The sequence below is a fragment of the Microbulbifer sp. ABM4_008 genome (assembly GCF_056311705.1).
On record NZ_CM149970.1, the window covers coordinates 4832482 to 4846861 of the forward strand.

Below are 14380 nucleotides of genomic sequence, written 5' to 3' on the forward strand. Positions count from 1 at the left end.
TACCTTTTTGTATTTGCCAGAGCCGGTACAATCGGCCCCCGTTTGTCGGGTAAAAACCCCGCCTGAATGTATTTATTGAGGACCCCCTATGCTTCTCGCCGCTGCTGCCATCATTGCTGGCTTTATTGTGCTGGTCTGGAGTGCCGATCGTTTTGTGGATGGAGCTGCCGCCACTGCTAAACATTGCGGCATGCCCACACTGTTAATAGGCATGGTGATTGTCGGCTTCGGTACTTCCGCTCCGGAGATGGTGGTCTCAGCCATTGCCGCCTTGAATGGCAACCCCGGACTCGCCCTGGGTAATGCCTACGGTTCCAATATTGCCAATACCGGTTTGATTCTCGGCTTCAGTGCCCTGCTGATCCCACTATCGGTACACTCAAAGATTGTGCGTAAAGAGCTGCCACTGCTGCTGGCAATCACCCTGCTCAGTGGTGCCTTCCTGTGGAATGATCGCTTGGAGCGCTGGGAGGGTATTGTTCTGTTATTCGGTTTCTTCGCCTTGATCGGCTGGAGTATCTTTTCTGCCATGCGCAATAAAGGTGACCAGCTTGAGGGAGAAGTAGAAACTGAGCTGGAAGACAACCCTATGCCACTCGGAACTGCCATATTTTGGTTGGTAGCAGGACTGGTGCTATTGATTGTCAGTTCCCGAATCCTCGTATGGGGAGCAGTAACCATTGCCGAATCTTTGGGGGTCAGTGACCTGGTGATAGGCCTGACTATTGTTGCCCTGGGAACCTCACTGCCGGAACTGGCCGCAACTTTAGTGGCCGCACGAAAAGGTGAGCACGATATCGCCATCGGTAACGTTGTCGGCTCCAATATGTTCAATCTGCTGGCGGTGGTTGGCATTGCCGGCACCATTGCTCCCATGAACAACGTACCCCACGAGGTGCTGTCCCGGGACTGGCCGATGGTTCTCGGCCTCACAATTGCCCTGTTTATTTTTGCCTACGGCTTCAAAGGCCAGGGCCGGATCAATCGCTGGGAAGGCTCCGCGCTGCTAATGGCTTACCTCGTATATACCGGCTACCTGGTAGGAACCATTACCAAAGCTGCACTCTGATAATATTCGGGGTGGTGCCGCACCACCCCATAGTTACTGCCTGAATTCACCATAATTCGCCACCTCTGCGCCCATTTCTCTTCCCAAAAACTGACTAATATCTGCAACACCTACCAAGGAAAAGTGCAGAGCAGCTTGATGAAGAGAAGCACCATTGGCAAAACCGTAGCGCTAACAGCCCTATTTGGACTCGGTGCAATTTACCTACTCAATGCCTCTTGGCTGGCGACAGCCCAGCAAGGGGAACCGATCCTGATTGCCCATCGCGGCGTCTACCAAACTTACAACCGGGATAATTTGACCCGTGACGAATGCACCGCAGTCCGTATCTATACCCCGGAACACCGCTATCTGGAAAACACTATTCCCTCTATGGAAGCTGCCTTTTCTCATGGCGCGGACATTGTCGAAATCGATATCCATCCCACCACTGATGGCGACTTCGCGGTATTTCACGACTGGACCATAGACTGCCGCACGGATGGAACAGGTGTCACCCGGGAACAGTCCATAAAGGGCTTAAAGAAGCTGGATATTGGTTACGGCTATACCTTTGATGGCGGCAAGACATTTCCCTTTCGTGGCCAGGGGGTGGGTTTACTTCCCACTTTAAAAGAGGTCTTGCTGCACTTTCCCGGCAAGCAGTTTCTGATCAATATTAAGAGTAATGATCCAACAGAAGCAGAACGATTGGATAACTATCTTCGGCAACACCAATTGCCTATTAATTCCCGGCTCATGGTCTACGGTGGCGATCGCCCAATTAAAAGGATACGGCAGTTGCGGTCAAATGCATTGGCCTTCAGCAAGACAAGCGCCAAACAATGTGCTTTGCAATATGCACTGTTCGGTTGGAGTGGCTACTTTCCCGAGTCTTGCCGGAACAGTATTGTTGTTGCACCCAATACCTGGCGATGGGCTTTGTGGGGTTGGCCCAATCGCTACTTTGAACGAGTGGCTAAAGCCAATAGCTTGGTGATGGCAGTGGACCATAAAAATGGCAAGCGGGGCTTGCCCGGTATTTACACACCGGAAGAGCTCAGTTTTCTACCCGAGGGATATAGCGGAGCTATTTGGATTGAGAAGATCGAGCTGATTGGCCCATATCTAAAATCAAGACAATAGATAACCTTAGCGTTTTCGACCTTTCTCCAGCCGTGCCAGATGCGCCTGAAGACGCTCTATTTCTTCCAGCAGCTCTATCGCTAATGCAGCGCCGGCAAGATTTACCCCCAGATCTCGCTCCAGGCTGTAAACCCGGCGCACACGGCGCACACAAATTCCGCTAAAGCGCCACTGCACTTCCCTGCTACGCGGCTCAATAATTCCCTCCTCAACCAAGGCAATAATGCGCTCCGCCGGTACACCACAAGCCCGACACAGTTCACTCAAAGTTAACTCACTCTCTTCATCCAGGAGAACACCGCTAAGCTGCTCAACCTTTTTAGGCATCACAATTATCCTCCCATGGACTGGCGGGGATTGAAGTTGAATGCGTCGCCAAACTGACGGTATGCCTCGCGTTCATTATCAGTAGTGGCTGGCGGCGTAACAGTTTGCATCACTATATACATATCCCCCGGCTGCTTTGCCGGGATACCGCGGCCCTTGAGGCGCAGTTTTTTACCATTGGTGCTGTTTGCTGGAATGGTCACTTTAATGTGACCATCGGGAGTGGGTACCTGAACCTTGGCTCCAAGCGTTATCTCCCAGGGAGCCAAAGGCAAATCCAGGTAAACCGTTTTACCTTCTGTATGGAAAAGGGGATGAGAGTTGAAAGCAATTTCCAGGTAGAGATCACCAGGCTTACCTTCTCCAATGCCAGGCTCACCCTGTCCAGCCAAGCGAATCTGTTGCCCTTCAGTGATCCCCTTGGGAATTTTTATATTAAGAGTGCGCTCACGCAGTTGCGGTCGCCCATCTGCACCCAATACCGAGTGCTTTAAGGTTACTTGGCGTGTACCGCCACGATAACTATCTTCGAGATCTACTGTGATGCGGGCATAGGTATTTTCACCCTGGGCACTGTAAGAGCGGCGCTGCCCTTGCCCATAAGCCTGACGAAACCCGTCGCGGCCAAACAAGCTTTCAAAGAAGTCACTAAAAGCTTCAGGATCAGCTTCGGTATATCCACCACCGTGAAACTCAAAACCCTGGTCCCAATTGGGGGGTGGTCGGAAATCCTGGCCAGACTGAAAACCACTGCCGAGCTGATCGTAAGCAGCTCGCTTCTCTGGGTCCTTCAATACTTCATAGGCCTCATTTACTTCCTTAAAGTGTTCTTCGGCGCCCTCCTCTTTACTGACATCCGGATGATATTTACGTGCTAATTTTCGATAGGCACGCTTAATCTGTGCCTGATCCGCACTTCGATCCAGGCCGAGTATTTTGTAATAGTCCTTGTATTCCATGGCTTTAATAAAAGCCAAAGATAGTGCATTTTGCCATGCATAATTTAATTAATTAGCAGAAGAATATGTCAGTGATGAGTGAATCTGCCAACCTAATTTAAGAGTTATTAGGATGCGGAACAAACAGCATTTAGGTGAAGACACTGAGGATAATTATTAAACTTCAATATGGCGCATTTATACTTTAAGTCCAGCAGGCATACCGCAATACATATATTATATTTGACGCCGAATTAAATTCGGCGCCAAATACCACAGATTAATGACCTGTTTCATACCACATATCAGCACTCACATACTCAATACTGCCATCAACATAGTGAATATATGCTTGGCCTTGATTTGTTGAATAGGCTCTTACTGTCACATTGCATGAAAGGCCTGAACTACAACCTTTTATCCAATTTATTCGATCAATAGACTTGGTTATATTCGTAATAGTCCATTTACCAGAGGTGGAATTTCCAAAACTAAAGTCTATCCCCGTGCAGCTAGAGGTGCCATTGCCAAAAACTTGACCTCCAGACTTTACATTGAGCTGACACACAAGATTAGCAGATAGCGCAGGCAAAGAAATAGATGCACCCACTAATAGTAAACTTGCCAGTAATAATTTTTTGATATCCATATACCTAACCTTAAATTTAAATGTCTCTATTATTTTTTTAAGTAAACAACGAAATTGAGGTTATCATTGAATAGTTGGGCTTCCTATACGACCCCAAAAATACGCCAGAAAAATAAGCTAACCAGTTATCAAATCAAGACAATTAAATTTCATTAATTCAAAAAAGCAATGTAATCAAATTAAATCTGTAATTTTTACGGATATGATCGATTGAAAATAAATCTGTTTTTACATGAGAGTACAATGGAGCTAATATTTCAGGGAAGCCTCGTTAGTCAGCCCCCTGAAACAGGCCATATTGATTATGGCGTTAACGTTCAGCAGAGTAGGGATCTTCCGCATTTAAATAGGCCAAAACATCTGCTTTCTGTTCGGTTGAATTCAGCCACTTGCGAACTTCTTTAGCTTGATCATATAAGTCATCGCCAAATTTACTCCGATACATTTCAGAAAAAGTCTCTTGGGCCTTGTTTTCCCTGATCTTTTTCTGCCATTCATGAGTAACTAAAAAGTTAAGTGACCCAGCAAGCCCTTCAGCTTTTAGTAAATCCCACTCGCCTTTATCTAACCAAACTCCACCGACAACAGTGCTGTAATCAATACGGTGCTCACTACTAGCAATAATTTTTATCTTTTGCATTATGGAGCCAGACACCGGGCACAAGATAGCTCGTTTAGTATCTTCGGCGACCACATCATTCAGATTACTAATATCTTCTGGAAATTTGTATTCAGGATTTTGTCTTTTCCAGCTTAAGTAATCTTCAATAAGAATCCAGTTACCCTCACAGGAAGAACAAGTATATCCACGAAATAACTCTTCGATAGATCCTGGTTTAAGAACGCCATCTTTACAGCTGGTACAATTATGCATATTAAACTCTAAAATATAATTTCCTAATTAAGAATAAATATCACACAAACTAAACCATCTTACAGACAATTTAATCAACTGAGATTAAACACACTTAATTTAACTTCCTATTTAATACTCAGCTTCTATGTGCTTTATAAGGAAGGCCGCCAGGACGGCCCTTTCAAGTTCAATAGATGTTGTTTTAGGTTTTCAAATCAGCACTTAACATATTAGAAATTTTCTCCCCCCCTACTTCCTTAGAGAAGTCATAAAGGGAAATGCCTTCTTCTACATAGAAATTTGCATTTGCTCCAAAACTTAACAACAGGCTAACCATTTCAAAATCTTTTAAGTAAACCGCGTATGTTAACGGGCGATAATAATTATTTATAGTGCTCTTGTTTACATTGGCACCATTAGTTAAAAGGCGACTTACCCTATTTATATCACCGCTCTCTATCGCCAACAATAAAGCTGTTTTACCACCATCAAGTTCATGATCTATATCTTTCCCTAAATCAATTATCTTAGGAATTATTTTTGATGCTTGATCACTATCAGAAAGTTCAAAAAATAGATAGCCGTCTGAATCAGCAGCAGCCTCCGCCCGTCTTAAATTTGATTCTGCTTGTTTTCTGTTAAAATTATTGTCTAGCTGATGTACCCACTTCATATAATACGAAACAGCCAGAACTGGACTATTCACTTTACAGCCGGCTTTTTTAGCTTTAATGGAACTATCTATTGCCCCATCATACCATTGCATATAATGAAGCCTTAGCTTTGCCTGCTGCTGTAAAAAACATTTTTCAGAGTGAATTTTATCAGCAGAAAATGAGTACAAATCATCAGCTTTTTTTAATTCACCTTCGGAAATTAAGAATTCAAATAACTTGCTATTTCTTAGAATCCAATAAATTGGCCTCTGATTACGAGATACATCTGAAGACTTATCAATTGCCATCAAATATTGATTAATAGATTTAGTTTTTTCGCCTTGCATTTCATAGTTCAAACCCCAATTTGCATACAACCATAAATTATCAGTTCCAAGTTTTTCAGCAAGGATATATTCATCATTTGCAGCAGAATATTTTCCCTGATGTGTATATACATATCCCAATAGGACATGAGTATCAGCAAATTCAGGTTCAAGATCATTGGCAATAAGAATTAATTTTTCAGCTTTTTTTACACCAGCTGGCCAGTTCGTTTTCATATGAAATCTAGCCAACTCTAAGTACGCCCTATAGTACTCTGAATTCAAACTTAATAATTCATCCAAAATTGCTTTAGCTCTATATATGTTATCCCTATAACCTGTATTAATTAAATTATATGCTTCCTTGTACATTCTATCTTCGACGTCACTACCGTTTGGAACGTCAAAATTAAGAATTCGAGAAAGACTATCGACAGTTAAATTATTTTGCTTTAGCGCGGTTAATTCTTCAGTTTTAATTAAGTTATCGTCTGATATATACTCGCCAGACCCTATATAAACTTCCCCAGCTTTCACCTCATTATTTTTCACTTTAATTAAAGGTGTACCGTTTGTAGATATCGCAAAAACTCTACTTATGTTTTTAATCGTATTGACATCCAAAAAACGGCTTAATGTTAAATTATTTTTAGAAAAATTATGTGCAGGCCTAAATGTATAAAGTTTTTCAATTGGGAACCCGTTAAGCAACAAATTATCTATTAAACTTTCAGAATATGAGAGGTTTCTATTTACATTTAATTTTTCCACGCCTGCATATTCTAACTTATTGACAATTCTAGATTTTAGAATCTTGTCAGCATATTCTGGACCAGGCCACGTAATCTGCAGAGGAGCAATTTCCTTCAAAAAAGTTTCCTCTTGACTATATATATGCAATTCGATTTGAGCGGTTTTTATAGCAGAAAACTTATTCCTTTGTCGCTGTATATACAACTTTAATCTATTAAATCCTGGATTAACTCTCAGAGGCGCATACCCCCCAGTTATTTCAGAGATGTCGTAGCCTAAATTTGCATGCCCTATATTTTCACTTACCCATATATCCAGAGTAATTTCTGCTTCAAAATAATCTACCCTTGCGAGGGATACATCAAGTACTTTAGTTCTATTATCAGAAAAATCATTGGCTGAAATATTTACAGAACATGAAAAAAAATAAAGAACAGAAAGAATAATATATAACTTCCTTTTCATAAATGTACCTATAGTTTCCGCAATTAAAATCTATGCAAGGTATAATTATAAAAAGAGTTTTTATTAATAGATAGGATAAAGGACAGTGATGATAACTATGTCACAAAAATGTGGCTCAAAGGCTAATCACAATTTAGCTAATACTTAGAATAATAAAGAGAGAATACTCTCTCTTTATTATTTAATTAAAGATTGACCAAGTTATTAAGCTTCTATCTCTCTTGAAGCACTGAAATCAGCTACACCAGCTTCTTTTAACAACGAATCGACTAGTGGCGCCATAGCCCGATGTTTTAGAGCACTACCCACCAGAGCCTCAGGCAAGCTTTGTCCTTTGGATTCAGTCTCGCCATCTAAAATGCCGCTGCTTGCTCTACCATCAACACCATTTAAGCCTTCAACAGAGATAATTTTCATTCCCTCAATACTTTCCATCGGCTTAACGCTTTCACGGATAATATTGGGAAGATTTTCGTGCAGACTGAGCACCTTCTTAAGTGCGATCTGGGCCTCATTAAGGCTATTGAAAGCCTCATTCATCAGGCGCTGCCCCTCAGCATCCACCGCATATTTTTCACGATCAGCTTCAACTTTAATACGAATAGCCTCAGCTTCAGCTGCAGCCTGCAAGCGCAATGCTTCAGCCTTATCCTCTGCAGCTGCTTTCTCTGCATCGGCCATTACCTTAATACCCGTGGCCTGACGCTCCGCTACTTTTTGAGCTTCGATAATTTCAATGCGCTTATCACGCTCTGCAACTTCAACATCCTGAGCCGTGCGAACTTGCTCTTCGGCTTTTACTGCTTCAGCTCGAGCTACGTTGGCCTGTTGGTCCGCAAGAGATTGCTCTTTGGACTTTTCTGCAACAGCAATTGCACGTTCCTGCTTGGCAATTTCCACTGATTTCTCTTTGGAAATACGCTGCTCATCAAGAATACGCTCACCTTCAATCTCTTGTTCTTTCAAGCGACGCTCTTTCTCGATTTCCAGCAACTTAGTTGCCTGTTCCGCAGCAATTTGGGATTGACTCACTTCACGCTGGGCTTCAATTTCAGCCTTGCGTGCTGCGCGTTCCTGCTCTGCTTGTTCACGGGCAATATCCGCCTTCTGAGCAGCTTCACGATTTTCCAGCTCGCGCTGCTGCTCCAGATGTGCGTAACGTTTTTCTTTATCAATTTCTAACTTTTGGCGTTCAGCTTCGAGGTTTTTCTTCTCGATCTGTACCATAGTTTCTTGCTCGACATCATTGACCTCTTTACGACGCGTCTCAATAGAGCGGGTCATGCTGGCGAGGCCCTCAGCATCAAACACATTATCCTGATTGAAGAATTCTTTATGGGTTTGATCCAAACCGGTCAAAGATACAGCCTCGAGTTCCAATCCATTTTTTAATAGATCTTCGGAAACTACCTGCTGAACTTTTTGTACAAATTGACTGCGCTGCTCATGCAATTCAGCCATTTCCATTTCAGCTGCTACCGAGCGTAACGCATCAACAAATTTACCCTCGATCATTTCTTTTAATGCTTCGGGGTCTAAAGTACGCAGCCCCAAAGTCTGTGCAGCATTGGCTATCGCATCTACATCCGGTTTTACACGCAGATAAAATTCAGCAAGTACATCAACACGCATACGATCCTTGGTAATAAGTGCTTGGTGCTCTTTACGGGAAACCGCCAGGCGCAAAGTATTCATGTTTACAGGAATAATTTCATGTAGAACCGGTAGTACCAATGCACCTCCATTCATTATGACTTTTTGACCACCCATACCAGTACGCACAAATGAGCGCTCTTTTGAGGCTCTTGTATACAGGCGCGCAAAAATAGTTCCAATAACAATTAAGGCCACTAGTACAGCCCCGGCAATAAATACCATAACCGGTAGGTTTCCTATCACTTCTAGATTCTCCATTTAGTTATTCTCCATAAGATGTATACTGCTGGGGCGTGTTACTCGAAAATGTGCTCCCAGCTCTTCAACCAGTAACACCTTATCCCCCTGATTAAATGTTTCACTTTCATCCGGTTCCACCATTACATAGTGTGTGGTTCCGTATTCATCACTAAAACGTGCTTCTGCTGGTGAACCGATTTCTGCTTTACCGATCGTAATAATAGCTACACGGCCAATAAAGGAATTTCTCTCAACTGCCTCGGATTCATCACCCACAGCAAAGCGCCGCATAATGTTGCCAACAAAACGTACCTGAGGTAGCGCAAGAAAAAAGACTGCCACAGCAAGTAAACCGCCTGGCAATAAATATCCAACAAGAGACTCTATGAGCATTTGGGCTACTAGGCCGGTCACTCCAAAGCTAACCAGAAAAGTTACTAACAGTATAAGTGCAGGAACTTCACCGAAGCGCAACCACCCAAGCAGCTTAGTCATCCCCCCAGACAACCCTGTATCTGGCACGTCAACATCAAAATCTGGTAATAAATTATCCAGTAAATCTGAAATACCAACACCAATCAATGTCATGATGCCTTCAAGAAGCGCTATCATAAACATTAAAATCAGCGCACCGGTAAAGATCAGGTTTTGGTCTTGCAATAAAAATATCATCAGCCCCCCGATTTAATCTTGGCTAAACGTTCTTTCACACGATTATTTCGCGCGAACTCCTCAAGTTCTGCTAATTTGCTGGCATCTATCCCAGAGTCAAATGTCGATATAGCTGTATTACCTACTGCTCGATTAAATGCATCGGTAGCTTGTTCTACCTGGGCTTTTGGCTTTCTATCCCTGCCATATTCATCCGCAGTAACTCTACTACTTACCTTTTTATTGACTGCAATAAAATCTTGTAACTGTTCACGCATTTCACGTTTCTTACCTTGCAGGGCAAGAATATAGGAACCTAGTTCCTTTATTTCTATCTCATTTTCATTGATCGCTTTTTCTAAAATTGGAAGTTGCGCCTCAATATCCATTTGTTTGGCAATGGCGACTTCAGCCAAATCATCACGACCTTCATTTATAGCAATATCAATTTGTTCAGCTAAACGCTTATGACGAGCATTTTCATCGCTTAACGCTCTACTGTTTAGATACTTGGATGCCTCCACCTTCCCTAGCTGATCTCGCACATCTGCAATTGCATCATCCACCTCCCGAATTGCCTGCTCCATCACTGACTCTGGTGCAGCGGCTTCAACCGAGTCCACGACGGCATTGGCGGACACGGAGATTAAACGTGATATGCGCTTTATAAACCCTTCACTCATAACTTATCTCCTGCTCCCAAATAGAAAAATCCACCTTATTATTGGCTACAAACTTCAAATGATGTCGAAACAGTGTCCAATCTCTCACCAAAGATACTGTTTATGCTTTCCTGCTATGATGGCAAGACAATTTTTCCGCAAAGTATTACGAGTCTGCAGCAGAGTTTTTATAAGTAGCGCAATAGGATTGGAATCAATACTAAATTATATCAATGCCGTATTCTCTACGAGCAATTCCAATATCATTCAAATTAGTAAACTGCGATGACTTTTTCCCAAACAATAAGTCATTAATGGAAGGAACGCTTCTACACAGGAAAGTTATGACCGGGCAGATTTTTTTGCTCTGCCGAACCTCTCTCTACAGCAACCAATTTACGCATTTTTTACTTTGTGTGACAGCGCTACTGTGATCGATCGACACCATGGTAGGCATAGTCATCCGCCGGTAAACACGCCGAAATTTACTGGAGTTCATTGAGCATGACGTTCCTTTGCCTCACATGCATATAAATGTACACATACCAATAGAGTAGGTCAATCAATAGGAGGTAAAATGAGTGGATGACAAGTTTTTAAACGTGGGTCGCTTGCTTTTATGCTTTGCTTAAGTAGCAGCTATTAGCGCTGTAAAACTGAACATTGTGGTTGGTATACAATTCAAAAATCAATTACACGCTATAACAGCAGGCAAATAGTGACATAAAATCAACGCCAACTTATGGTTTTGAAAATATGAACGCGCCCGGCTCTAATTCATCCTTTAAGTGCTTGGGAAATCCTATTCTCAATGTCGATAGCTATAAAACTAGTCATTATCTGCAGTACCCCCCAGGAACATCACATATTAGTAGTTATGTAGAGTGTCGTGGCGGTGAATTTGCGTCGACGGTATTCTTTGGCTTGCAGGCGTTTATCAAGCAATACCTAAACACCCCCATCAGTTTTCATCAAATTAATGAAGCTGAAAATATTTTAAAACCCCATGGACTGCCATTTAACCGTGATGGATGGAATCATATTTTAAACGACCACAATGGTTTAATGCCCCTTGAAATTACAGCGATAGAAGAAGGACAAGTTATTCCAGTAACCAATGTTTTAGCTCAGGTTGTTAATACCTGCCCCTCCTGCTTTTGGCTCACCACTTATATTGAAACTGCACTTTTACGGAGTATCTGGTATCCATCAACCGTAGCTACCCAGAGCCGCGAAATAAAGAAAATTATCTCACAGTATTTATTTGAAACAGCGGAAAATCTGGATACGCTGGAATTTCGTTTACATGATTTCGGGGCTCGGGGAGCCAGCAGTCTCGAAACAGCCATGCTGGGAGGCATGGCTCACTTAGTTAATTTTAAGGGGACTGATACGATATCCGGAATATTAGCCGCAAAAAGATTTTACAACGCCGCTGTACCTGGAGCTTCCATTCCCGCCGCTGAACACAGCACAATTATCGCTTGGGGACAGCAGCATGAGGAAGATGCTTACCGTAATATACTTGAGCAATTTTCTGGGGAAGGAAAAACTGTGGCTGTTGTCAGCGATAGCTACGATTTGTGGAATGCTATAGAGAATATCTGGGGGAAAAAATTAAAGGATAAAGTTACTCAAAGTGGCGGCACATTAGTAATAAGGCCTGACTCCGGCAACCCAGAGAAAGTCGTGATAGAAGCAATAGAAAGGTTGATGCGAATATTTGGCTCGCAGAAGAATAAAAAAGGGTATCGATTACTACCCCCCTTTATTCGAGTTATACAAGGAGATGGTATCACCCGCTTTGTAATCCCGAAAATTCTCCAAGCAATGAAAGAAAACAATCAAAGCACAGAAAATCTGACCTTTGGTATGGGTGGAGGATTACTACAAAAAGTTGACCGCGATATGATGGGGTTTGCAATGAAGGCCAGCGCTATCTGTATCAATGGCAGTTGGTACGATATTTTTAAGAATCCGAGAACCGGGCCCGAGAAAAGGTCCAAGGGTGGCCGCCTTGCCTTGATTCGCGGCGATGATGGTGCACTTCGAACTATTGCACAGAGCGATCTAAAATCAGAAGCTAACCTGCTGAGGCCGGTTTACCGCAACGGTATTCTGCTTAAGGACATTACTTTCGACAAAGTTCGAAGAAATGCTGCCCTCTGATTCCCGTTCCACCCTCACAACGTCTTACCCCTACGAAACTTCACTTTACCGAGCGAGTACTTTACAACTTTAGGTTGGTCCTGTTAGTTGTGCGTATCCAAAGTCTGACCTCCGTGCACACAAGGCCTCCAGCGTCAGTCGTAATAACAATAAGTACCCGAGAGAGTGCTCGTGCTCTCGTGGGGTAAAGGTAGCCAATGGAAAGAAGAAAATTCCTCAAGATCGCCGGCGTCGGCTCCAGTGGTATTTTGTTGCCTCTACAGGGCATTCAGGTCAGCGCGGAGCAGCTGCTCAATGAGGGCATGCACAGCTCCCATAAAAGACACCTGGCTGATGTAGTCCTGAATACCGCGCGCAAAGCCGGGGCCAGTTATACCGATGTGCGTATCGGCCGCTATCTGAACCAGTACGTTATGACCCGCGAAACCAACGTGGAGAATATCGTCAACACAGAATCCCTTGGCGCTGGTATTCGTGTGATCGCCAATGGTACCTGGGGCTTCGCCGCCACCAACGACCTTACAGCGGATGGCGTCGCCCTTGCCGCGCGCCAAGCAGTTGCCGTAGCTAAGGCCAATGCCAAGTACCAAACCGAGCCCGTGCGTTTGGCACCGGTAAAAGGCGTGGGCGAGGTTTCCTGGCAGACACCCATCGAACAAAATGCCCTGCAGGTCCCCATCAGTGAAAAAGTCGATTTCCTGATGGATGTTAACAATGGGGCACTCAAAGCTGGGGCCAGCTATATCCGCTCTTCCCTGTATTTGGTGAATGAGCAAAAGTACTTTGCTTCTAGCGACGGCTCCTATATTGACCAGGATGTCCATCGCCTATGGGCACCTATGCAGGTGACCGCTGTTGATAAGCAGAGCGGTGCTTTCAAGACTCGCAACGGTCTCAGTGACCCAGTGGGGAGAGGCTATGAATACCTGGCCGGTCACGACAAAGACAAGATTCGCGGTCAGACCACGCTCTACAAAGCTTCCTATGATATGGCCGAGGATGCAGTGCTCGCAGCCGAGCAAGCCCAAGCCAAGCTGTCAGCCAAGTCCATCGATCCGGGCAAGTACGATTTGGTACTGGAACCCTCACATCTGTGCCTGACCATCCACGAATCTGTGGGCCATCCTCTTGAGCTGGACCGCGTGCTGGGTTACGAGGCCAACTATGCGGGAACTTCCTTCGCCACCCTGGATAAGTGGCGCAGCGGTAAATTCCAGTACGGCAGCGATAAGGTCACCCTGTTTGCCGACAAGGTGCAACCGGGCTCCCTCGGTGCCGTCGCCTATGACGACGAGGGGGTAAAAACCAAGCGTTGGGACTTGGTAAAAGATGGCATCCTGGTGAACTACCAGGCTACCCGCGATCAGGTGCATATGATCGACCAAAAGGAATCCCACGGTTGTAGCTATGGCGATAGCTGGTCCAGTGTGCAGTTCCAGCGCATGCCCAATGTCTCTTTGGCGCCAAGCGAAAAAGAATACTCGGCAAAATCCATGATCCGCGATGTGGAAAAAGGCATTTACATTGTCGGACGCGGCTCTTATTCCATCGATCAGCAGCGCTACAACTTCCAATTCGGCGGGCAGCTGTTCTACGAGATCAAAAACGGCGAGATCGTCGGCCAGGTTGAGGACGTCGCCTACCAGTCCAATACCCAGGAATTCTGGAATTCCTGCTCGGCGATTTGCGACAGCAGCGATTACCGCTTGGGCGGAACCTTCTTCGATGGCAAGGGCCAGCCGAGCCAGGTGAGTGCAGTCTCCCACGGCTGTTCCACCACTCGTTTTGACCAAATTAATGTAATCAATACCAAGCGCAAGATTTCCTGAGCGGCGCAC

12 protein-coding genes are annotated in these 14380 nt (G+C 44.3%); 4 read left to right on the top strand and 8 right to left on the bottom strand.

Annotated elements, in window-relative coordinates:
• Positions 1 to 88: 88 nt before the first annotated feature.
• Positions 89 to 1069, top strand: coding sequence for a calcium/sodium antiporter (locus ACYX4J_RS20990; RefSeq protein ID WP_413663970.1), 981 nt, complete (start codon positions 89 to 91; stop codon positions 1067 to 1069).
• 138 nt (positions 1070 to 1207) lie between these two features.
• Entirely contained in the window at positions 1208 to 2194 is a 987-nt protein-coding gene (locus tag ACYX4J_RS20995; protein ID WP_476177479.1) for a glycerophosphodiester phosphodiesterase family protein, read from the top strand.
• A 6-nt stretch (positions 2195 to 2200) separates the two neighbouring features.
• Here the strand turns inward: ACYX4J_RS20995 and ACYX4J_RS21000 are convergent, their stop codons facing one another.
• The 8 genes from ACYX4J_RS21000 to ACYX4J_RS21035 form a co-directional block, all read right to left on the bottom strand.
• Positions 2201 to 2521, bottom strand: a complete 321-nt coding sequence (locus ACYX4J_RS21000; protein WP_413665909.1) for a chaperone modulator CbpM — start codon at positions 2519 to 2521, stop codon at positions 2201 to 2203.
• A 5-nt stretch (positions 2522 to 2526) separates the two neighbouring features.
• The gene (locus tag ACYX4J_RS21005; RefSeq protein WP_476177480.1) at positions 2527 to 3480 is read right to left on the bottom strand and encodes a DnaJ C-terminal domain-containing protein; all 954 of its coding nucleotides are present in this window, start codon (positions 3478 to 3480) and stop codon (positions 2527 to 2529) included.
• Between the two features lie 259 nt (positions 3481 to 3739).
• Positions 3740 to 4108, bottom strand: coding sequence for a hypothetical protein (locus ACYX4J_RS21010; protein ID WP_282930449.1), 369 nt, complete (start codon positions 4106 to 4108; stop codon positions 3740 to 3742).
• 310 nt (positions 4109 to 4418) lie between these two features.
• The gene (locus ACYX4J_RS21015; protein ID WP_476177481.1) at positions 4419 to 4982 is read right to left on the bottom strand and encodes a TFIIB-type zinc ribbon-containing protein; all 564 of its coding nucleotides are present in this window, start codon (positions 4980 to 4982) and stop codon (positions 4419 to 4421) included.
• 184 nt (positions 4983 to 5166) lie between these two features.
• Positions 5167 to 7164: an ankyrin repeat domain-containing protein gene (locus tag ACYX4J_RS21020; RefSeq protein ID WP_476177482.1), complete on the bottom strand. Its 1998-nt coding sequence runs from the start codon at positions 7162 to 7164 to the stop codon at positions 5167 to 5169.
• A gap of 204 nt (positions 7165 to 7368) precedes the next feature.
• Positions 7369 to 9078, bottom strand: a complete 1710-nt coding sequence (locus ACYX4J_RS21025) for a flotillin family protein (protein ID WP_476177483.1) — start codon at positions 9076 to 9078, stop codon at positions 7369 to 7371.
• Entirely contained in the window at positions 9079 to 9732 is a 654-nt protein-coding gene (locus ACYX4J_RS21030) for a YqiJ family protein (protein WP_445355307.1), read from the bottom strand.
• On the bottom strand, positions 9732 to 10394 hold the full coding sequence (locus ACYX4J_RS21035) for a PspA/IM30 family protein (protein ID WP_444915067.1): 663 nt from the start codon (positions 10392 to 10394) through the stop codon (positions 9732 to 9734). The genes ACYX4J_RS21030 and ACYX4J_RS21035 overlap by 1 nt, the downstream gene beginning before the upstream one ends.
• Before the next feature lie 735 nt (positions 10395 to 11129).
• Here ACYX4J_RS21035 and ACYX4J_RS21040 point away from each other — a divergent pair.
• Together ACYX4J_RS21040 and ACYX4J_RS21045 are read left to right on the top strand one after the other, a co-directional pair.
• Entirely contained in the window at positions 11130 to 12542 is a 1413-nt protein-coding gene (locus ACYX4J_RS21040) for a nicotinate phosphoribosyltransferase (RefSeq protein ID WP_476177484.1), read from the top strand.
• A 197-nt stretch (positions 12543 to 12739) separates the two neighbouring features.
• On the top strand, positions 12740 to 14371 hold the full coding sequence (locus tag ACYX4J_RS21045; protein ID WP_444892495.1) for a TldD/PmbA family protein: 1632 nt from the start codon (positions 12740 to 12742) through the stop codon (positions 14369 to 14371).
• The last annotated feature ends 9 nt before the right edge of the window (positions 14372 to 14380 follow it).